The following is a 21030-nucleotide window of genomic DNA, read 5'->3' as shown; positions in this document are numbered from 1 at the left end:
TTCCTCGATAGCGCGCCCGTCCCAACCACCCGGAGCGCCCAACCCTGACACCGCTATTCTACCGGGTCGGCCATGACCACTTGGGCGGTGGAACCCGTGCGTTCCTTGCGGACGCGCAGTTGGGCCGGGATGCGCTGTTTCATCTCCGCGACGTGGCTGACCAGCCCCACGACCCGGCCACCGCGGCGTAGCCCATCCAGGGCGTCCATGACCATTTCGAGCGCCCCCTCGTCGAGGGACCCGAAGCCCTCGTCGACGAACAGCGTCTCGATATCGATTCCGCCTGACTGCTGCTGGATGACGTCGGCCAGTCCGAGGGCCAGGGCCAGCGAGGCCATGAAGGACTCGCCGCCGGACAGGGTTTGCGTGTCGCGTCGTTGTCCGGTCCAGGCGTCGAGGACGTTCAGGCCGAGCCCCGATTTGGCATTGCCCTTCGGGCTGTCGTCGTGGACCAGGGCGTAGCGTTCACCGGTCATGACCAGCAGGCGTTCGGTGGCTGCTGCAGCGACGGCCTCCAGCCGGGCGGCCAGCACGTAGGTGGACAGGGTCATCTTGAATCGGTTCTCCCCGCCTCCGCGGGCTAGCTCGGCGAGGGACTTCACCGTCTGGTAGCGCTGCAGCACGGTGCCCTGGGTGCCCTCCAACCGGCGCAAGCCCTCGCCGCGCTTCTCGAAGCGGCTGGCGTAGGAGCGCAGGACCGCGTCGCGTTGCAGCACCGCGTCACGGGCGGCAGCGGCCTCCGCCGCCGTCACGGACGCCTGGTCCAGCTGTTCCTGGTCCGGGGCACCGATCCCCCGCTCTGCTTCGGCGTGGGCCGTGGCCACCGCTTCGGTTCCCGCCAGGGTCTCGATCCGCACGCGTTCGGCGGCGAACCCCTCGACCTCGGCCTGCGCTGCGGTGCGGGTACCTGCGTCGAGGATGGCAGCGGACCAGGCCGCGTCGTCGTCGAACCCTGCAGCCGAGCGCTCGTCCTCCCACGTGTGTGCGGCGGAGGAGGCAGCGTCCCTGGCCTGGTCGAGACCCCGGGCGGCCTCGGCCAGACCCTCAAGGGCCTTCTGTGCTTCCAGGATGCGCCCGTGTCTGGCTTTCAGTGATTCCTCGCCGCCGCGCAAAGTGGCCAGCCGGGTTTCCACGGTGGCGACCTCGCTCGCCAGGTGCCCGATGCGTGAGGTCAGGACGGCCAGCGCCGCGGTTTCCTCCGTCGTGGTGGCGCGCAGTCGTTCACCTGCCGCGCTGGCCTCTGCCAGATCGGCACCGGCTCGCTCGGCGTCGCGGGCATCGGCAGTTGCCTCGTCCAGTTCCTTCTCGGCGGTGGCCAGTGCCGCGGCCGCTTCCTCGGCACTGGAGTCCCCCGCCTGGCCTGCGGCCTGGGAAGCTGCGGCGCGGGCATCGCGTAGGCGAACGGCCGCTGTTGCCTCCGCGGCCTCGCTGGACTGTGCGTGGTCGCGGGCGGCTTCCTCGTCTGCCTCCTCGATGAGGACGCCGTCGGTGACCGCGGCCGGCGCCGGATGCTCGGGGGAACCGCACACCAGGCACGGCTGGCCGGGAACCAGTTCGCGGGCCAGGGCTGCGGCGGCTTGGGCCAACCGCGTGCGCCCGAGCTCGAGAAGCCGTTCCCGATCCGCCAGCTGGCGGTCCTTCGCAACCACCCAGTCCGCGTGGGCTGCGGTGGCGATGGCCTCCGCCTCGGCACGAGCGGCCACCGCCCCGACCCGGAGCCTCGCGGCATCGCGTGCTGCCGTGAGCACCGGCACCCGTGTGGCGCTTCCGGCCAGGGCCTCCGCGCGCTCGCGCAGTCCGGGCAGCGAGGCCTCCACCCGCTCCTGTTCCGCACGGGCCTCATCATGCACAGCCGTGCGCCGGACATGATCCGCCCGCGCGGTGGCCAGCTCGGCGGTACGCTCGGCCAGCTCGGCCTCATCGGGCAGGGCAGCAGCCAGGACTGCTGCGTCACCGGTAGCCCGGGACGCGGCGTCCGCGGCGCGGGCCGCGAGGGCCCCCTCCCCCGACACGGGCGCTGCCCCGGCCTGCTCGTCGGGAGCCTGGGCCAGATAACTGGCGGCGAGTCCGTCAGCGGTTCCGTGGTGTGCGCTTTGAAGCGCGGCTTCGGCGGATTCCACCGCCTGGGTGGCACGGCGGCGCGCGGTGTCTGCCCCCGCGAGCCCGCCGGCCCGTGCGTCCAGGGCCAGCCGGGCCTCGACGTCCGCCACGTGTTCGGACCGTGCCGCGTGGGCGGCGCGCAAGGTCTGCAGTTCGGCCAGGGCACGGTGGCGTTCGGCCACCTCGGTGAGCGCCGTGGCCGCAGACCGTGCGGCGGCGGCCGCGGTGTCGGCTGCCGTCCGTTCGGCAGCAAGCCCCGTGGTGCGCTCCACCAGGCGTGCGGCGAGGAGCCCGAGCAGGCCATCGGTGTCGGTGTCCTCGGCGGTGAGTGCCTCGGGAACCGGGGCACCGTCGTCGTACAGGGAGGCCGTGCCGTCGTCGATGAGCTGGGCGATGGCTGTGGAACGCGAGCGTTCGGCGTCCTCTGCTGCAGTGCGGGCCGCGGTGAGTTCCTCGGCCAGCAGTGTCTCGACGCTGCCGTAGAGGCGGGTGTCGAAGAGCGTCTTGAGCAGTGATTCGCGTTCGCTGTCCTTGGCGCGCAGGAACGCGGCGAAGGCCCCCTGCGGGAGCATGGCCACCCGGGTGAATTCGTTCTTGCCCAGCCCGATGACCTCGAGCAGTTCGGCGGCGACCTCATCGTTGCGGGTGGAGCGTTCCCGCCAGCTGCCGTCCACGAATTCGCGGAGCCTGCTTTGGGCCTGCGCCGTCGTGGTCTTTCCCGCGCCCCTCTTGGAGGGACGCTGCCATTGCGGGGAGCGGCGGACCTCGAAACGGCGGCCACCGGTACTGAAGTCCAGCACGACTTCCGGTTCATCCGCCGGGCCGGCATGGTCGCTGCGCAGCGACTTGGACCCCTCGCGGGTGCCCGGCAGGCTGCCATAGAGCGCATAGCAGATGGCATCCAGGATGCTGGTCTTGCCGGCCCCGGTTTCGCCGTTGAGCAGGAAGAGGCCCGCGGCGGAGAGTTCGTCGAAGTCGATCGACTGGCGGTGGGCGAAGGGACCGAACGCAGCGACCTCCAGGTGGTGGATCCTCATCGGGCCCCCTGCGAACTCGTGGCCTCGGCGAGGATCCGGGCCAGCAGGGTGGCCTCCTGCTCCGAGGGCTGGCGTTGCCTGACGTGGTCGATGAACCCGGTGCAGACGTCCAAGGGGCTTTCGGCGGCGGCGAGCCGGTCGCGGTAGGTCCGTTCGACGTCGGCGGGGCGGCCCTCGGGTTCGAAATGAAGCACCAGGGTGCCGGGGAAGCGGGTGCGCAACCGTTCCATCGCCTGGGCCGGGCGGTCCCGGTCGGTCAGCGTGATCTGGCACCAGGCGTTTTCGGCGTCGGCCAGGGAGGCATCCGCCATCAGCTCCTCCAGTTGCCCGCGCAGCACGCGCAGCGACGTGGCTGCGGGCCAGTCGACCGCTTCGATGGAGGTGACGCCGTCGGCGGTGAGGTCCAGCAGCCAGGCGCCCTTGCGGTGGGTGGCCTCGGAGAACGAATAGGCGATCGGCGAGCCGGAGTAGCGGATGGTTTCGGCCAGCCGTTGCCGGCCGTGCAGGTGCCCCAGGGCTGCGTAGTCCACGTCGCCGAACTCCTCGATGGGCACGATGTCCAGACCGCCGATGCTCAACTCGCGTTCGGAGTCACTGGACTGGCCGCTGGCCGCGAAGACGTGGGCCATGACCAGGGAGCGGACCGGGCCGGTGGCCTCCGCGCGACGGGTCGCCAGCTCGGTCCGGACCCGGTCCATTGCCGCGCGGATCACCGGCTGGTGGCCGGGTGCCTCGACGCCGAGGGTATCGGCGACCATCCGTGGTTCCAGGTACGGCAGGCCGTAGACCGCCAGGGTGAAGTCGCCGCCGTCGAGCAGGATGGGGGTGTCCAGATCCGCGACCTGGGTGCGCAGGTGCAGCCCGGCGCGTTCGAGCAGGCGGGAGCCGAATCCCAGCCGCAACGCCGAATCGTGGTTGCCGCTGGTGGCGATCACGGTGGCGCCGGCGGCGCGCAGCCGCACGATGGCGTCATCGAACAGCGTGACGGCATCGACGGAGGGCAGCGCCCGGTCATACACGTCTCCGGCGATGAGGACCACCTCGACGCGTTCGGTGGTGACCGTTTCAAGCAGGGCGTCGATGAAGCCGCGTTGGGCCTCCATCAGGCCGGCGCCGTGGAAGGACCGGCCCAGGTGCCAGTCGGAGGTGTGCAGGATCCGCATGAACCCAGACTATCGAGCGTGGCCGACAGATCGGGACGGGCCGGCCAGGCTGTGGATCGCCGCCTCCCGGGTGGGCCGTCCGCCGGCGGGGGCCTCGGTAGACTGTTCCGGTGACTTCACCCCAGCACGACCTCGAGCCCCGCCCCGAATATGCCGACCGCGTCGGCGCCATCCTGCAGGCCACCGCCGACGGTGCTGCGGCCGCCCGTCCGACCCCGGCCCCGGGACCGGGTGAGACGGAGACCCTGCAACTGTTCCTGCTGGACGGCCTGCTCGAGGCAGTGGAGTGGGCCAACGACGGGGTATCCGCCGACGAGGCGGCGTGCATGTGGCTGGCCGGGCTGCGCTGGTTCAAGGCGGCCACCGGTTCCTTCCCGGCTGGATCGCCCGAGCCGCTCCCCCGCTGGATCGACCACGTGCTGGATTCCGCGGGCCCCCTGGCCCCCGCCGACCCGCAGAACCTGGTGGCGCTGGCCCGGCCGGAGATGGCCAGCACCGGCCGCCCCGCCTTCCCCTCCGCCGACGGCCCCGGGGTCCTGCCCCGGGCCGCCGCCATGGCCCTGCTGCCCCGGGTCGATGAGGACATGACGGCCCGGCTGTCCACCGACGCCGCAGCCCTGACCCACGGCTCCCCCGCCGCACACCGTGCTGCCGGGCTGGCCGGCCGGGCGGTGCGTGCCGGACTCGATCTGGGGGCGCAGGCACCGGCGCGCTGGACGGAGCTGCTCCAGGAGACAGGGAACGACGACGGCGCTGCCCTGGGAGCGCTGCGCGCGGCCCTTGCTGCGGCACTGGACCAGCTCGCCGCCGGCGAGGCGGGCCAGGAGCCGGCCACCGCCGTCGTCCAGCGTCTGGGCCGGGACGTGGATCCGGATACTGCAGGCTACGCCGCTGCCCTGGTGGCCTCGGCCGTGGGGTACCGGCGTGGCGAACACCCTGGGCCGTCCGCCACGGGAGCGGTGATCGAGCAGATGCACCACCGCTGGGTCACGGCAGTGTTGGGCACCGCCCCGTCAGTCCCGTAGGCCCCGGGCGCGGATGCGGCGCCGGGTCTAGGCGCTGGCGGGCCAGAAGCCGCCGACCAGTTGCAGGAATTCGCCTTCGGTCAGCAGGGCGACCTCGCGGCCCTGTTCGCGCAGGCGCAGCGCATGGCGCACCTTGCTGGTCTGGCGGGAGGTGTGCAGGTTGGCCGGGGTGAAACCGTCGCCGACCACCAGCACCGTGGTGGCCCGGGTGACCCGGCTGGCGCAGAACGCGCCGACCTCCGCCGCGCGCTGCTTGGCGTCCGGCCGGGTGATGGCCAGGTTGCCGCTGAACACCACGGTCTCCCCGCACAGCGGGTGGGACGGATCCGCGTCCGGGTTGGGGATCGGGTTTTCGCCCTCGGTGGGCCAGCCACCGGCCCACTGCGGCTGCGCGGGGACCAATTGGCCGGAAGCGCGATGGGATTGGGCCGTCTCCGTGGCCTTGGACAACCCGTCGCCCGGCACGTAGGCCTCGGCGCGGCCCATGGCCACCCGGGTGGCGGTTGCGGCCGCCGACACCGAATCGGCGGCGTGCCGGTGACCCACATCGATCATGATCGAAGCGCAGGCGCGGGCATCGGCCAGGGCGTCGTGGTGGTTGGTCATCGGCGCGCCGGCTGCCTCGGCGACGAAGGGCAGCGAGTAGGACTCCAGCGAATACGTCTTGCGGGCCAGTTTGACGGTGCAGGCGAAATCGTAGGCCGGGCCGGCCAGTTCGGAGACCTCCAAGGCGGAGCGGATGACGCCCAGGTCGAAGGCTGCGTTGTGGGCCACGAGGGTATCGGATCCGATGAACGCTGCCAGCGGGGCGAAGAGCTCACCGAAGCGGGGCGCGCGGGCCACCATGTCGGCGGTGATGCCGTGGATCTGCACGTTGCGCGGATCGAAGTGGTCGAAGCCGGCGGGCGGGCGCATCAGCCACTGGGTCTCCTCGACGATCACCCCGTCGCGGACCCGGCTCAGACCGACCGAGCAGGCCGACCCCCGGAATCCATTGGCCGTCTCGAAGTCGATCGCCGTAAAGTCCAAAGCCACCCACCCATACTACCGGCGCGGCGTGGTGCCGGGCGCAGCTGGGAATCTGCCCACACTTTGACGCCGGGTGCGGCATCGGGCGGTTTCGGGGAGGTCCGCCGGTAAGCTGGGCAGGTGATACTTGACGCCCTGAGCCCGGCCCTGGACGCCGCAACCCTCCTGAAACCCCAGATGGCCGGCCTGCTGCCGGACTTCCTGAACCCCGATGTCTTCCTGCGCGATCCGGCGCTGGCCCCCTGGATCATCCTGCTGGTGTGCGGGATCGTGTTCGCCGAGACCGGCCTGCTGGTCGGTTTCTTCCTGCCCGGCGATTCGATGCTGTTCACCGCCGGGTTGCTGGTGGCCACCGGGGCGATCGACGTGAACCTGTGGTTGTTCGCGCTGTGCGTCTTCGTGGCGGCCTTCGCCGGCGACCAGACCGGATACCTGATCGGGCGCAAGGCCGGCCCTGCGGTCTTCAACAAACCGGATTCGCGGTTCTTCAAGAAGGAATACGTCGACAAGGCCCACGAGTTCTTCGAACGCTTCGGCGGGCGGGCGGTCATCCTGGCCCGGTTCGTGCCGATCGTGCGCACGTTCGTGCCCGTCATCGCCGGCGTCGCCAAGATGCACTACGCCACGTTCATCAGCTTCAACCTCATCGGTGCCCTGCTGTGGGGCGTCGGGGTGACCCTGCTGGGCCACTGGCTCGGCCAGTACGAATGGGTCGGCAACAACATCGACATCATCTTCGTGGTCATCGTGCTGGTCTCGGTGTTGCCCATCGTCTTCGAACTGCTCAAGGCCCGTCGCAAGCCGGCCGCCAAGAAGTAGCCGCACGGGAGAACACCACGCCCCCTGGTCCGATGACGGACCAGGGGGCGTGGTGCATCAGGTCACCTAGTGGTTTCGCAGGACCTCGACGAGGTGGGGCATCAACGCCCGGAAGGCCTGGCCGCGGTGGCTGATGGCGTTCTTCGCCTCGCTGGTCAGCTCGGCGCAGCTGAGTTCGGTTCCCTCGGGCTGCAGGATCGGGTCGTAACCGAAACCACCCGCCCCCCGCGGGGCCGTCAGCAAGGTTCCGGCCAGCCGCCCCAGCTCGACCCGTTCGGTGCCATCGGGCAACGCCAGGGCAGCGGCGCAGACGAACGAGGCGCCCCGGTGCCCGGCGTCGATGTCTCCCAGTTGGGCCAGCAGCAGTTCCAGGTTCTCCTGGTCATCGCCATGGCGCCCGGCCCAGCGGGCGGAGAAGATGCCCGGGGCGCCACCGAGGACGTCCACGGCAAGCCCCGAGTCGTCGGCGATCGACGGCAGCCCGGTGGACTGGGCGACGGCGTGGGCCTTCAGCAACGCGTTGGCTTCGAAGGTCACCCCGGTTTCGCGCACATCCGGGGCGCCCACGGCCCCCGCGTCGACGACCTGCGTGTCCACGTCCAGGCCGGGGACCTGCCCGCGCAGCAGTTCGCGCAGTTCGCGCAGCTTGCCCTGGTTGTGGGTGGCCAGGACCAGCCGGGGTTCGGCCGTCGTCACTTGCCGAGGGTTTCGCGCTGGATGACGGCCAGCTCGGACGTGCCGGAGAGTGCCAGATCCAGCAGGGCGTCGAGTTCGTCGCGCTTGAACGGGGCGCCCTCCGCGGTGCCCTGGACCTCGACGAAGTCGCCGCTTCCGGTGACCACGACGTTCATGTCGGTTTCGGCGCGCACATCCTCCACGTAGGGCAGGTCCAGCATCGGGGTGCCGTCGATGATGCCCACGGAGATCGCCGAGACGCTGTCGGTGAGCACCGTGGCCTTGGCGGGGATGAGCTTCTCGCCCTGGGCCCAAGCGATCGCGTCGGCGAGGGCCACGTAGGCGCCGGTGATCGCCGCGGTGCGGGTTCCGCCGTCGGCCTGGAGGACGTCGCAGTCCAGCACGATGGTGTTCTCGCCCAGCGCCTTGGTGTCGATGACCGAACGCAGGGAGCGTCCGATGAGGCGGGAGATCTCGTGGGTGCGACCACCGATCTTGCCCTTGACCGATTCGCGGCTGTTGCGGGTGTTGGTGGCCCGGGGCAGCATGGCGTATTCGGCGGTGACCCAGCCGGTTCCCTCGCCCTTCAGCCAGCGCGGAACCCCGGCGGTGAACGATGCGGTGCACAACACGCGGGTGTTGCCGAATTCGATCAGGGCCGAACCCTCGGCCTGGCGGGACCACCCGCGGGTGATGGAAATGGGCCGCAGTTCTGCGGTGCCGCGCCCGTCGGCGCGCTGGACGGAGGATGTGTTCGAACCAGTAGTCATGCCTTCCAGTCTAGGGTCCGAGGACGGCGGGCACCGAACCGGGAACGGCTCCGCCAACCTCTGGTCCGCGCCGCCTGACCGGCGTGGCGTTTCGACCCCCGGTCGGCACACGCCGGCGGACCCGACGAGTCCAGGGGACTGCGGCCATGCCCGGAATACTACGGATGGACCATGTGGGGATCACCGTCGTCAGTCTGGAAGCCGCGGTCGTCTTCTTCACCGGTCTGGGCCCGGAGGGCATCATCGTTTCCCTGGCCGAACGACTGGGCTGAGCGGACCAAGGCCCGCGGCTCAGCCGCGGGTGGGGTCCCGCGGGACCGGCCGGACCTTGGGCTCGCCGAGCCGGTCGCCGGACCACACGCCGTAGGTGACCCCCGAGACCGCGATGGCCAATCCGCCGTCGTACGTGGTCTTGGCCTCGTCGACGACGGTGTTGATGTCGGTCCAGACGGGGATGTGGGTCAGTAGCAGGCGCTTCGCCTCGGCGGCGGTGGCCATCTCGCCGGCGCGCTTGCCGGTCAGGTGCACTCCGTCGATGGCGTCGTCGCGCCCCTCCTCGAAGGCCGCTTCGCAGAGGAACATGTCGGCGTCGCGCGCCGCCTCCACGAGCCCCTCACAGGTGTCGGTGTCCCCCGAGTAGGCCAGCACTGAGGTGCGTACCGACCCGTCCTGCAGGGTCTCGGTGGCTTCCACGCGCAGGGCATAGGCCTCCTCGACGGGGTGCCGCACCGGGATCGCGGAGACGGTGAAGGGGCCCAGCTTCACGGGGGCGCGGGGCACCCAGTGGTTGAAGTCGAAGTCCTCGTGCATGCCCGGTTGCAGTTCCAGGCCGTAGGCGGTGGCCATCCGGTCGGCGGTGGCCGCGGGGCCCCAGACGGTGATGCGGTCACGGTTCCAGCCGTTCGGGTTCCAGTGCACTGCCACGTGGAGACCGCACAGGTCCATGCAGTGGTCAGGGTGCAGGTGGGACAGGAAGATCGCGTCGATGTCCTCCAGGTCCATGTAGCGCTGCAACACGCCCAGTGAGCCGCTGCCCAGGTCCAGCAGGATCCGCCAGGTGCGTTCGCCGTCGTGCGCGGTGACCAGATAGCAGGAGGCCGGCGACCCGGGGCCGGGGAACGAGCCCGAGCAGCCGATGATGGTCATCTTCATGGCCGGCTCCCCGCGTCGATCCGGTCCACGCGAGGGATCTCGCCGGTGGGGTGGATGGTGCCGCCGTGGGAGATGTGCCGGACCCCCTGGACCTCGGGGCCGAGGAAGCGGCGGGCCAGGACCTCGAAGGATGCGGCGTCGCCGGTGGACATGAATTCGTGGTTGCCCGGTTCCCCGGTGCCACTGGCAATGCCATGGCGCATCAAGGCACCATAGACGTCCTTCGCGGTCTCCTCGGCGCTGGAAACCAGCGTCACCCCGTCGCCCATGACGTAGGAGATCACGCCGGTGAGCAGCGGGTAGTGGGTGCAGCCCAACACCAGGGTGTCCACGCCGGCGTCCTTGAGCGGGGCCAGATACTGTTCGGCGGTGCGCAGCAGTTCCTCGCCGGACGTGATGCCCTTTTCCACGAATTCGACGAACCGCGGGCAGGCGGCCCCGGTGATCTGCAGGTGGGGGGCCGCGGCAAAGGCGTCCTGGTAGGCCCGCGAGCCGATGGTGGCCTCGGTGCCGATGACACCGACGCGCCCGTTGCGGGTCGCCGCGACCGCCCGGCGGACCGCGGGCAGGATGACTTCGACGACGGGGATCCCGTAGCGCGCGGTGTAGCGTTCCCGGGCGTCGCGCAGCACCGCGGCGGAGGCGGAGTTGCAGGCGATGACCAGCAGCTTCACCCCGGCGTCGACCAGTTCGTCCATGACGCCCAGGGCGTTGGCCCGGACCTGGGCAATCGGCAACGGGCCGTACGGGCTGTTCGCGGTGTCCCCGACGTAGAGCGTGGATTCATGGGGCAACTGGTCGATGATGGCGCGCGAGACGGTCAGGCCCCCGACGCCGGAGTCGAAGATCCCCAGGGGTGCCGTGCGTTCGCGGGCGGCGCGGCGATCCGCCGACGCGGCGTCCCCGGGCTGCGTGGGTGGGTGGCTGTTCATGATCTACCGACCATACTGCCTACGGGGCCGCCGCGGCAGCAGCCAAACGCGAATATGGCCCACGTCACAAGTCCCCGAGCAGCGCCTGCATCAGGGTCTCCTGCAACCAGGTGACGAAGTTGTAGACCAGCGCCAGGTACTCGTCGACGTCGGCGACATCGCGGGCATCGGTCATGTCGCCGATGCGCGCGGCATCGGCCTCGGTGCGCAGGTCCAGCCGCTCGGCCAGCACCAGGCGCACATCGTTCAACGCCTGGGCGAACTGGTTCGCTGACGCGGTGTCGAAGGCCAGGTTCCCGGTTTCCATGGCCAGGGCCGCTGCCTTGAGGTTGCCGGTCTTCGTCTCGCGCAATGAGGTTTCCGTCAGCCTCCGGTACTCCAGCGAGGCCTCGGGGTCATCGTGGACTGCATCGGGCAACAGCCGGCGTTCGGCGGCATCTGCGGGAGCGGCGAATCCGGCGGCGTGGGTGCGGGGATCCATGCCGACCATGGCCCAGAGCGGGTCGACCTCCCCGCCCGGGGCCTCGCCGTCGTCCTCGGGGGACAGGACCTGGGCAACGTCCTGGAACAGGCCGCGCAGCAGGTCGCGTTCGGTGGCATCCAGCCGGGCGGTGAAGCCGCGGGGCGTGGACTTGAAGGCTCGTGCCACGCGCTCAGCCCTGGTCCGCGCGCTGGAACGTGGCCCAGAGCCCATAGGCGTGCATGGCGGCGACGTCGGCTTCGATCTTCTCCAGCGATCCGGTGGACACCACGGAACGTCCCTGCTCATGGACTTCCATCATCAGCGTGTCCGCCTTGGCCTGGGTGTAGCCGAAGTGGCTGCGGAAGACGTAGCTGACGTAGCTCATCAGGTTCACGGGGTCGTTCCAGACCAGCAGGACGTACGGGATGTCCAGGTCCAGCCGTTCGGAAGTCTCGCCGCGGGGCAGGACGTCGGTGGCAGTGGTCATGACAGGCATGCCTTCATTCTACGGCGCAGGGAACGCCCCGGCGGATAGAGTGTGGTGCGGGCCGCAGCCGGGCGGTCCGCGCCCGATCAATCCGAGGAGTCCCCCCAGCCATGTGGCAGCAGCCGACCTCGCTCTTTACCGACCACTACGAGCTGACCATGCTCCAGGCGTCCCTGCACTCGGGGGCCGCGCACCGCCGCTCGGTGTTCGAGGCCTTTGCCCGCCGCCTGCCCGACGGCCGCCGCTACGGCGTGGTCGCCGGCACCGGACGCATCCTGGAGGGGCTGGAGCACTTCCGGTTCGGCACCGACCAGCTGGACTTCCTCGCGGACCGCAACGTCGTGGACGACACCACGCTGGAGTACCTCGCCGGATACCGCTTCTCCGGCGACATCCGCGGGTATGCCGAGGGCGACCTCTACTTCCCCAACTCCCCCATCCTCACGGTGGAGTCCACCTTCGCCGAGGCCTGCATCCTGGAGACCTATGTCCTCTCGGTGCTCAACCACGATTCGGCGATCGCCTCGGCGGCCTCGCGCATGACCGCCGCAGCGGGCAGCCGCCCCTGCATCGAGATGGGTTCACGCCGCACCCAGGAGCATTCGGCGGTCGCCGCCGCCCGGGCCGCGGTGATCGCCGGGTTCCAAAGCACCTCCAACCTCGAGGCGGGGCTGCACTACGGGGTGAAGACCGTCGGCACCGCAGCCCACTCCTTCACCCTGCTGCACGACTCCGAACGCGCGGCCTTCGAGGCCCAGGTGGCCTCCATGGGGACCGGGACCGCCTTGCTGGTGGACACCTACGACGTGGAGCAGGGGGTGCGCACCGCCGTTGAGGTGGCCGGCCCCGAGTTGGGTGCCGTCCGGCTGGACTCCGGTGACCTGATCGACCAGGCCCGGTGGGTCCGGCGCCTGCTGGACGAACTGGGCAACCACAACACCCGCATCATGGTCACCTCCGACCTGGACGAGCACGCCATTGCGGCGCTGGCCTCTGCCCCGGTGGATTCCTACGGCGTGGGCACCGCCCTGGTCACGGGTTCCGGTGCTCCGACCGCCTCGATGGTCTACAAGCTGGTCTCCCATGAGGGCGACGACGGCGAATTCCGCGATGTGGCCAAGGCGGCGAAGAACAAGGTCAGCGTCGGCGGGCGCAAGTACGCCCTGCGCCGGCTCAACGAGCGGGGCCGGGCCACAGCAGAGGTCGTCGGCATCGGCGAACGCCCCGCCGCCGACGGCAACGACCGCGAACTGCTGGTCGATTTCGTCTCCGGCGGCGAGGTGTTGCCCGGATTCACCGGACACGCGGGGTTGGAGCGTGCGACGCAGCGCCACCGCGATAGCGTGAAGGAGATGCCGGGCCTCTCCAAGCGGTTGCAGCGTGGCGAGCCGGTGATCCCCACGGAATTCGTGGACCACGTCTAGGAGGACACGCAGCCTATGGAAACCGCCCTGATCATCGTCGATGTGCAGAACGACTTCTGCGAGGGCGGCTCTCTGGGCGTCTCGGGAGGTGCGGAAACCGCGGCCGCCATCACCGCCTACCTGCGCGACAACGGCTGGAAATATGCAGCCGTGCTCGCGACCCAGGACTGGCACATCGACCCCGGCGAGCACTTCTCCACCGAACCCGATTACCTTGATTCCTGGCCGGTGCACTGCGTGGCGGGAACCGACGGCGCCGAACTCCACCCCGGTCTGGCACCCATCCTCAAGGCCGGTGCCATCACTGCCACGTTCCGCAAGGGACGCTACGAGGCCGCCTACTCGGGTTTCGAGGCGGTGCTGTCAGACCCCGCTTCAGATGCCCCGGGAACGACGGCGGATGCCATCGAATCGCAGGACGGCACCTCGGGTGAATCCCTGGGCGAATGGCTGAACACGCGCCGTATCCACGCCGTGGACATCGTCGGCATCGCCACCGATTTCTGCGTCCGGGCCACCGCGCTGGATGCGGTGCGGGCACGCCTGGACACCACGGTGCTCCCCCGGCTGACGGCGGCGGTGCACCGGGCCACGGTTCCCACGGTGCTCGAGGAGCTCCGCCGGGCCGGGATCACCATCGACGAGGACGCGTAGGGCGCCGCGTGGCCGCCTCCTTCACCTGCACCACCCGCAGCACCATGCCCCGCGACGAGCTCTTCGACCTGGCCCGCGACATCGATGCCCACACTGCATCACTGGCCCACTCCCGCGAACGGGCAGTTGCCGGGGTGACGCACGGTCTGATCCAGGTCGGGCAAGAGGTCACCTGGCGGGCCTGGCACTTTGGGCTACCGCTGCGCATGACCAGCCGGATCACGCAGATGGATGCACCCCACCGCTTCGTCGATGAACAGGTCAAGGGGCCGTTCGCGTCGTTCCGTCACGTCCATGACTTCGACTCCGCGGCAGGCGTGACCACGATGACGGACCACGTGGACTTCACCGCCCCCTTCGGGCCCGTGGGCCGGCTCGTGGAGAAGATGATCCTGGCCCGGTATCTCCAACGGCTCATCGAGACCCGTAACGGCCACCTCGTGGAGCCCACCCGGGCCTGAGGTCCGCTCCCCTGCGCTGGACGCGGCACCGGGCAGCGATGAAGATGGTTCCAAGAGGTCCACCTCGATCGCACCAGGGCATGAGCCCCGGCCCTGACTCTCCGGAGACCCGATGAATACACCGTCACAGATCGAACCCCTCACTCGCGCGCACTCAGCCGTTGAACCGGTGGTCCGCGGCATCCACCCCGACCAATGGGACCGCCCCACACCGTGCACCGAGTGGAACGTTCGGGACATCCTCGGGCACCTCACCGGGTTGAACCTGGTGTTCGTCGCCCTGCTCGCCGGACAGGCCCCGCCGCCACGGGGCCAGGACCCCCTGGGTGACGACCCGATCGGCGCCTATCTGGCTTCCGCTGCCGCTCTGGAGGCCGCCTTCGGGCAACCAGGGGCCCTGGAACGGGTCTTCACCGGTCCGCTCGGAGACGCCACAGCGGCCGAGCGCCTGAAGATCAGGATCTACGATCTCCTCGCCCACGGATGGGATCTTGCCCAGGCCACCGGCCAACACTTCGAGGTTCCCGATGACGTCGCCGTGCCGGCATTGCAGTTCGCCCGCACCCAGCTCGGCGACGGGCCCCGCGCGCAGCGGTTCCAGGAGCCACAACCCGTCGCCGATGATGCGCCGGCCATCGACCGCCTCGTCGCCTTCCTGGGCCGGCCGCTCGACACGGCAACCCGGCCATGACGGGAACACGCGACGATCAGCTGTGGGTCCACGCCCATGCCGAACGTCTGGCGCTGGCCGAGGACCTCACCGGCCCCATGCCCCACCAATGGCTCCACGACACGCTGTGCGGCGGGTGGAACGTCGAGGAGGTCCTCGCCCATCTCACCGCCGCTGCCAGCCTGAACCAGTGGCGGTGGATGCGCAGCATGCTCGCCGCCCGGTTCAGGCCTGAGGTCCACAACCGGCGCCACATGCAGGAATACCGCGGCATCACGCCCGCTGAAACGCTGGAGAAGTTCCGGGCCATCATCACCAGCAGCGTTGCACCGTCCTCCCACCTTCCCGCCTACCTGGGTGAAGTACTGGTCCACGCGCAGGACATCCGCTTCCCCCTCGGGATCAAGCGGACCCCCGCAGTCGAAGCGTTGACCCCGGTCGCCGACTTCTTCGCACACCGGAACTTCACTGTTCCCAGCCGCAGCCGAGCAGCAGGCCTGTCGCTGCGCGCGTCAGATGGCCCGTTCGCAGCAGGCAATGGACCTTTGGCGACCGGCCCGACCCTGGCGTTGGTGATGGTGATGGCCGGCCGCGTTGCCTACCTCGAGGAGCTCCGCGGGCCCGGGGTGGAGATCCTGCGTTCCCGCTGCTGAGCAGGATATGGCGGATTCGGCCTGCAGAGAGCACGAGTATTCGCTGCGCGGGATTCCGGCCGACCGCAGACACCGGCGACACGAGAGGTGGCCACCAGCAGCATGTTGCGCTGGTGGCCACCTGGAACCGATCGGTCAAAGTAACCGGTCTACTAGGCCTGTGCTTCGAGCCCCTCGTCTTCGACATCGACCATGTGGGTGCGCTCGACGTTGTCGACGACGTCCTGGGGCCGCAGCCGCTGGGAGACGGCGACGTAGAAGACGACGACCGTCACCACAGCCGCGCCCAGTTCACCCCAACCGAACGTGAGGATATCCAGCGCGCCCTCGCCATAATGGCCCAGGTAGCTCAACACGCCCAGGGCGCCGAGCCAGAGGATCATCCACCCACCGGACTTCAGCTGGAAGGGCGGGATCTTGCTGCGGTCGCTGAACATGTAGTGCAGCACCAGCACGATGTAGCCGACGGCCACTGCCAGGAACAGCTTCCAGTTGGTGGCCCAACCCGTCCAGTAGACGATCAGGTTCGCGCACAGGAAGCCCAGCAGGGGGAAGAAGTCACCGCCGGGCAACCGGTACGGGCGCTCCTGGTCCGGCAGCTGCCGGCGCAGCGCCGCAACGGTGACGGGGCCGCTGCCGAAGGACAGCACGGTGCCGGTGGTGATGAAACCGACCAACTGTGCCCAGGACGGGAACGGGAGGAACATGAAACAGGCGACGACGAACGTGACGATCAAGCCGACCCAGGGAACCCCCCGCTTGCTCAGCTTGGCCAATCCCGACGGCGCATTCCCCACCCGTGCCTGCGAGTAGGACAGCCGCGGGGACAGCGCCGTGTAGATCAGCCCCGTGTCGGCGGGCGAAATCACGGCATCGACGTAGAGGATGATTCCGAGCCACATCGCGCCCAGGACAATGGCGATTTCCGCCCACGGTCCGGCGTCGTTGGTGAATGAAAGTCCCGACCAGCCGTTCGTCAGCATGCTGTCCGGCACGGCGCCGATGAAGGCGACCTGCAGCAGGACGTAGATGATGCCAGTGATCACCACAGAGCCGATGAGCGCGAAGGGCACGTTCTTCTGCGGGTTGGTGGTCTCACCGGCGAATTCGACGCCCTGGCGAAAACCCAGATAGGAGAAGACGATGCCTGCCGCGGGAAGTGCCGCGAAGATCGGCCCCACGCCCTCGGGCATGAATCCGCCGAACCGCGCTTCGTGGAAATGGCCGGGGTGGAAGGCCAGGACCCCCAGCACCACGATGACCAGGACGATCACCAGCAGCTTCCACCACACCAGGATGTTGTTGAACTTGGCGAAGAACTTCACGCCGAACATATTGATGACGCAGAAGATGGCCACGAGCACGACGCTGACCGCGATGCCCCGCCCGGTCAGCACCAGGGTGCCATCAACGGTGTGCATCAGCCCGGGCAGGTAGCTCGAGGCGTACTGCACGGTCGCCAGGACCTCGATGGGCACGGTGGCCACCACCGACAGCCAGGTGATCCACCCGCTCGTATAGCTGGCAAACGAACCGAAGGCGTAGTGCGGAAAGCGGATGACGCCGCCCGCCACCGGGAACATGACGCCCAGCTCGGCGTAGTTCAGCGCCACGATGATGATCATGACCGCGCCGAGGATCCAGGAGATGATCGCGGCAGGTCCCACCAGGGACGCCGCTTCGAATGCCCCGAAGAGCCAGCCGGAACCAATGATCGAGCCCACCCCGGTGAAGAGCAGGCCGATCTTTCCGATATCGCGTTTCAGGCCCCGGTCGAATTCGACCTTGACTTTCGTCGGCTGCGGAGTGTGTGAGGACATCGATGGCCTCTCTCGTCGGGAACAATGGATGGCTTGCCATCCAGCAACCCGGTGAGGCGGGTCACTTTTGCAGTATCTGCCCACAGATTCCCGGTGTCAATAAGGCTCGCGAACGTCTCTTGACTTGGAAAAACAACTTCCAACGCTCCGGTGTGATCGGACGGCCCACTCGGATCCTCGGCCTCGACGATCCGGAATCATGACCTCCGACAGGGGCCTCATGAGGCCATCCATCGCATCCGCGCCGGTCCCCTGTTCCGGCGGCACTGCTTCCGACCGTTCAATGCACGGGTGCTGTCAGCTCCTAAAAGAGCAGCGAGAGAAGCAGCGCGAAGAGGAGCCCGAAAACCGACACGAGGGTTTGCACCGTCATATGCGTCTTCGTTGCCTGACCGAGGGTCATGCCGAACGATTCCTTGACGAACCAGAATCCCGCATGGTTGACCCAGTTCAGGCCGATGGAACCGGAACCGATGGCTATAACCACCAGGGACACGTAGGGATCCGGCATTCCGCTCACCAACGGGGCGAGGATCCCCGTGGCGGAAACGATGCCCACCGTTGCGGACCCGGTGCAGAACGACAGGATCAGTCCGACAAGCCACCCGAGCAGGATGTAGTTCATGTGGAGTTGGGAGGTGATGTCCACAATCGCGTCGCCAATACCCGAGGTCTTCAACACTTCGTTGAACATGCCCCCGCCAGCGATAATGAGGGCGATCCCGGCAACCGATCCGAGGGAGGCCCCCATGGCCTTCCGTGCCATCTGGCCAGACATGCCGCTGGCCAGGCTGAGCACGACCGCAGCGAAGAGCACGCCAACGAACATGGCCATGACCGGATTGCCGAATAATGCGGCCGGTGCCTTGAGAACCGAGTTGGGTGCCGCCAGATCGACCACTGTCTGGAAGAGCATGAGCAGGACCGGGACGAGAACGCAGAGGAAGGCCAACCACGTGGGAACCGGGCGTAGCCCCGTATCCTCCGTCAGCGCCGTGCGCGTGGTTGCCGTACCGACCCCTCCGCCAACCGGTGCTGTCGTGTTGGCTGCTTGGTGTTCCGACTGTGCTGCTTCAACGGTCGTCCCGGTGAACTGGTGGATGAGATCGTCACTGGGTTCCAGCGAGATGCGCGGGGCAATGAAGCGCGCATAGACAGGGCCCGCCAAAATCACCGTCGGGACTGCGCAGATCAAACCCAACCCGATGGTCAGTCCCATGTTCGCGTGGAGTCCGTTGACGGCGATCACCGGCCCGGGGTGCGGCGGCAGCATGCCGTGCAGGCATGACAAAGCGGCAATCGCCGGTATGAGGACCCGCAGATACCACGTCTTTGGACGGCCCGCGGCGACGTCGAGACGCAACGCAACCGCGTAGATCACGGGCATGAGCACCACGAGACCGACTTCGAAGAACATGGGGATCCCGATGAGGAAGGCCACGGCCGTCATCACCCAGGGGGCCGACCGTGGCGAGCTGTGCTTGATCACCAGGTCGGCAATCTTATTCACCGCGCCCGACTCCGCCAGCAGCCGGCCCAGCATGGCGCCCAAGAAAACGACGAGCCCTGTCTCCCCCAGCGTGGAGCCCGCTCCGTCAATGAGCACCTCGGGGATCTTGGGCAGAGCTTGACCGGCTGCCAGCGCTGCGAGGAAGGAAACCGTCGCCAGCGCAAGGAATGGATGGAGCTTCGTGCGCCAATTGATCAGAAAGATCAGCAGGCCGATCGAACATGCGAGGACGAGGAGAAGATAAACGGGCGAACTGGTCATTGGAACAACGTTATTCCTCTGGCGGGAAGCACACCAAGATCATGTCGACGCCCCCACACCAGGTCGGGCGAACACTGCGAACAGGCTCGGCAGCACAGGTGCAAGCCCATCCCGCCGAGACCTCAGCGTTTGCCGACGAACCAGTCCTGCAGCTTGCTCAGCCGCTTGTTCAGCTGGTCGGCGTTGGCCTGGGCGACGGCCGGGCCACCACACACCTCACGCAGCTTGGTGTGCACCACTCCGTGGGGCGTACCGGTCCTGGCTGCCCAGGCGGAGACGTTCTTGGAGAGCTTGCTGCGCAGCTCGGTCAGCTGCCGGTGGTCGGTGACCGACGGCTCCTCGGCCGGTGGTGTGGCGCCTGAATTGCGGCTGCGTCGGGTGACCTGTTCCTGCTGGCGTTGGCGCAGCAGCACGCCGACCTGGTCGGCATCGAGCAGGCCGGGAATCCCGAGGAAATCCTGCTCGTCCTCGGAGCCGAGCATCGCGCCCGTGCCGAACTCGCCGCCGTCGTACAAGACACGGTCGAAGGAGGCCTGCGAGCCGAGGGCCTCGAACTTCTGCTTGGACAGCTCGTCGGAGGCCTTCTCCTCGCGGTTGGCCTCTTCCATGAGGTCTTCCTCGGGGATGAAGTCCAGGTCCTCCACGTGCTTGTCCGGACGGTCCAGCGCATGGTCGCGTTCGACCTCCATCTGGTTGGCCAACGCCATGAGGATCGGCACCGAGGGCAGGAAGATGGAGGCGACCTCCCCGCGCTTGCGTGAGCGGACGTAGCGTCCCACGGCCTGGGCGAAGAACAGCGGGGTGGACGTCGAGGTGGCATACACCCCGACCGCCAGGCGCGGCACGTCGACTCCTTCGGAGACCATGCGCACGGCGACCATCCACCGGTCGGTGCCCTCGGAGAAATCCTCGATCTTCTTCGAGGCCCCCGCATCGTCGGAGAGGATCGTGGTGACCTTCTCCCCCGTGATCCGTTTCAGCTGGGCAGCATAGGCCTTGGCATCGGAGTGGTCGGTGGCGATGACCAGTCCGCCGGCGTCAGGAATGGTGCGGCGCACCTCGGTCAGGCGCCGGTCGGCCGCGGCGAGCACGGAGGGGATCCATTCGCCCTCGGGGTTCAGCGCGGTACGCCAGGCGTGGGCGGTGATGTCCTTGGTGAATCCCTCGCCGAGCTGGGCTTCCATCTCCTCGCCGGCCGAGGTGCGCCAGCGCATCTGGCCGGAATAGGCCATGAAGATCACCGGGCGCACCACATGGTCCTTCAGCGCGTCACCGTACCCGTAGGTGTAGTCGGCCTGGGAGCGGCGGATGCCCTCCGCGTCCTCGACATAGTCCACGAACGGGATGGCCGCGGTGTCGGAGCGGAACGGGGTACCGGTCAGGGCCAGGCGGCGGGTGGCCGGCTCAAAGGCCTCCCGGATGCCGTCGCCCCAGCTCAGTGCGTCGCCGCCGTGGTGGATCTCATCGAGGATCACCAACGTGCGGGCGGCCTCGGTCTTGGCCCGGTGCAGCAACGGCTTGCTGGCCACCTGGGCGTAGGTGACGACCACGCCGATGAAGTCGGCTCCATGCCGGCCGTCGGCATTCTTGAAGTTCGGATCCAACGACAGCCCGATGCGCGCCGCGGCGTCGGCCCACTGGCTCTTCAGGTGCTCGGTCGGCGCCACCACGGTGATCCGGTTGATCGTCCCGGCCTCGACCAGCATGGCCGCCACGCGGAGTGCGAAGGTCGTCTTGCCGGCTCCCGGGGTGGCGACGGCGAGGAAGTCGCGCGGCTTTTCCGTGAAGTATTTATCCAGCGCCTCGGTCTGCCATTGGCGGAGTTTCGGGGCAGTACCCCACGCCGCGCGCTCCGGGTATGCCGGTGGCATGGACTCGCCCAGGCTGAAAAGGGCATCGCCCACGGCCAACCTCCTTGATTGCTT

At 68.7% G+C, this 21030-nt stretch carries 20 protein-coding genes; 8 read left to right on the top strand and 12 right to left on the bottom strand.

Annotated features, from left to right (window positions below; genetic code table 11):
* Positions 1–53: 53 nt before the first annotated feature.
* Together ABD088_RS11170 and ABD088_RS11165 are read right to left on the bottom strand one after the other, a co-directional pair.
* Entirely contained in the window at positions 54–3137 is a 3084-nt protein-coding gene (locus ABD088_RS11170) for an AAA family ATPase (protein ID WP_343902011.1), read from the bottom strand.
* Positions 3134–4300, bottom strand: coding sequence for an exonuclease SbcCD subunit D (locus ABD088_RS11165; RefSeq protein WP_343902010.1), 1167 nt, complete (start codon positions 4298–4300; stop codon positions 3134–3136). Before ABD088_RS11165 ends, ABD088_RS11170 begins: the two co-directional genes overlap by 4 nt.
* A gap of 110 nt (positions 4301–4410) precedes the next feature.
* Here ABD088_RS11165 and ABD088_RS11160 point away from each other — a divergent pair, with 110 nt between their 5' ends.
* Positions 4411–5325 (top strand): ADP-ribosylglycohydrolase family protein, encoded by a 915-nt coding sequence (locus ABD088_RS11160; RefSeq protein ID WP_343902009.1) that lies wholly within the window; start codon positions 4411–4413, stop codon positions 5323–5325.
* Positions 5326–5352: 27 nt separating this feature from the next.
* Here the strand turns inward: ABD088_RS11160 and ABD088_RS11155 are convergent, their stop codons facing one another.
* On the bottom strand, positions 5353–6360 hold the full coding sequence (locus ABD088_RS11155; RefSeq protein WP_343902008.1) for a 3'-5' exonuclease: 1008 nt from the start codon (positions 6358–6360) through the stop codon (positions 5353–5355).
* A gap of 117 nt (positions 6361–6477) precedes the next feature.
* Between ABD088_RS11155 and ABD088_RS11150 the strand changes: the two genes are divergently transcribed.
* The gene (locus tag ABD088_RS11150) at positions 6478–7173 is read left to right on the top strand and encodes a DedA family protein (protein WP_372710587.1); all 696 of its coding nucleotides are present in this window, start codon (positions 6478–6480) and stop codon (positions 7171–7173) included.
* A gap of 66 nt (positions 7174–7239) precedes the next feature.
* On the opposite strand, the gene rdgB is transcribed toward ABD088_RS11150, so the two are convergent.
* Positions 7240–7869, bottom strand: coding sequence for an RdgB/HAM1 family non-canonical purine NTP pyrophosphatase (gene rdgB / locus ABD088_RS11145; RefSeq protein WP_343902007.1), 630 nt, complete (start codon positions 7867–7869; stop codon positions 7240–7242).
* Positions 7866–8618, bottom strand: coding sequence for a ribonuclease PH (rph, locus tag ABD088_RS11140; RefSeq protein ID WP_343902006.1), 753 nt, complete (start codon positions 8616–8618; stop codon positions 7866–7868). The genes rdgB and rph overlap by 4 nt, the downstream gene beginning before the upstream one ends.
* A gap of 146 nt (positions 8619–8764) precedes the next feature.
* Here rph and ABD088_RS11135 point away from each other — a divergent pair, with 146 nt between their 5' ends.
* Positions 8765–8890 carry a hypothetical protein gene (locus ABD088_RS11135; RefSeq protein ID WP_343902005.1) on the top strand — a complete coding sequence of 42 codons (126 nt, stop codon included), beginning with the start codon at positions 8765–8767 and terminating at the stop codon, positions 8888–8890.
* 19 nt (positions 8891–8909) lie between these two features.
* Here ABD088_RS11135 and ABD088_RS11130 read toward each other — a convergent pair whose 3' ends face one another.
* The 4 genes from ABD088_RS11130 to clpS form a co-directional block, all read right to left on the bottom strand.
* Positions 8910–9770 carry an MBL fold metallo-hydrolase gene (locus ABD088_RS11130; RefSeq protein WP_343902004.1) on the bottom strand — a complete coding sequence of 287 codons (861 nt, stop codon included), beginning with the start codon at positions 9768–9770 and terminating at the stop codon, positions 8910–8912.
* The gene (gene murI / locus ABD088_RS11125; protein ID WP_343902003.1) at positions 9767–10702 is read right to left on the bottom strand and encodes a glutamate racemase; all 936 of its coding nucleotides are present in this window, start codon (positions 10700–10702) and stop codon (positions 9767–9769) included. The genes ABD088_RS11130 and murI overlap by 4 nt, the downstream gene beginning before the upstream one ends.
* A 64-nt stretch (positions 10703–10766) precedes the next feature.
* Entirely contained in the window at positions 10767–11351 is a 585-nt protein-coding gene (locus ABD088_RS11120; RefSeq protein ID WP_343902002.1) for a DUF2017 family protein, read from the bottom strand.
* 4 nt (positions 11352–11355) lie between these two features.
* Positions 11356–11652: an ATP-dependent Clp protease adapter ClpS gene (gene clpS / locus ABD088_RS11115; protein WP_343902364.1), complete on the bottom strand. Its 297-nt coding sequence runs from the start codon at positions 11650–11652 to the stop codon at positions 11356–11358.
* A 110-nt stretch (positions 11653–11762) separates the two neighbouring features.
* Here clpS and ABD088_RS11110 point away from each other — a divergent pair, with 110 nt between their 5' ends.
* The 5 genes from ABD088_RS11110 (at position 11763) to ABD088_RS11090 (ending at position 15514) form a co-directional block, all read left to right on the top strand.
* Positions 11763–13076, top strand: a complete 1314-nt coding sequence (locus ABD088_RS11110; protein ID WP_343902001.1) for a nicotinate phosphoribosyltransferase — start codon at positions 11763–11765, stop codon at positions 13074–13076.
* Between the two features lie 15 nt (positions 13077–13091).
* A complete protein-coding gene (locus ABD088_RS11105) occupies positions 13092–13730 on the top strand; it encodes an isochorismatase family protein (protein WP_343902000.1) in 639 nt (212 codons plus the stop codon).
* Positions 13731–13738: 8 nt separating this feature from the next.
* On the top strand, positions 13739–14191 hold the full coding sequence (locus tag ABD088_RS11100; RefSeq protein ID WP_343901999.1) for an SRPBCC family protein: 453 nt from the start codon (positions 13739–13741) through the stop codon (positions 14189–14191).
* 112 nt (positions 14192–14303) lie between these two features.
* Positions 14304–14882 (top strand): TIGR03086 family metal-binding protein, encoded by a 579-nt coding sequence (locus tag ABD088_RS11095; protein ID WP_343901998.1) that lies wholly within the window; start codon positions 14304–14306, stop codon positions 14880–14882.
* Positions 14879–15514, top strand: a complete 636-nt coding sequence (locus tag ABD088_RS11090) for a maleylpyruvate isomerase family mycothiol-dependent enzyme (RefSeq protein WP_343901997.1) — start codon at positions 14879–14881, stop codon at positions 15512–15514. Before ABD088_RS11095 ends, ABD088_RS11090 begins: the two co-directional genes overlap by 4 nt.
* A 152-nt stretch (positions 15515–15666) precedes the next feature.
* Here the strand turns inward: ABD088_RS11090 and ABD088_RS11085 are convergent, their stop codons facing one another.
* From ABD088_RS11085 to ABD088_RS11075, 3 genes are all read right to left on the bottom strand, one after another.
* Positions 15667–17334: an APC family permease gene (locus ABD088_RS11085; RefSeq protein ID WP_343901996.1), complete on the bottom strand. Its 1668-nt coding sequence runs from the start codon at positions 17332–17334 to the stop codon at positions 15667–15669.
* 304 nt (positions 17335–17638) lie between these two features.
* Positions 17639–19105 carry a GntP family permease gene (locus ABD088_RS11080; protein WP_343901995.1) on the bottom strand — a complete coding sequence of 489 codons (1467 nt, stop codon included), beginning with the start codon at positions 19103–19105 and terminating at the stop codon, positions 17639–17641.
* Between the two features lie 122 nt (positions 19106–19227).
* Positions 19228–20976, bottom strand: coding sequence for a DEAD/DEAH box helicase (locus ABD088_RS11075; protein WP_372710589.1), 1749 nt, complete (start codon positions 20974–20976; stop codon positions 19228–19230).
* Positions 20977–21030 lie beyond the last annotated feature (54 nt).

Source organism: Arthrobacter rhombi, assembly GCF_039526245.1.
Lineage (GTDB): Bacteria > Actinomycetota > Actinomycetes > Actinomycetales > Micrococcaceae > Arthrobacter_H > Arthrobacter_H rhombi.
This window is presented reverse-complemented; position numbering and strand designations above follow the sequence as displayed.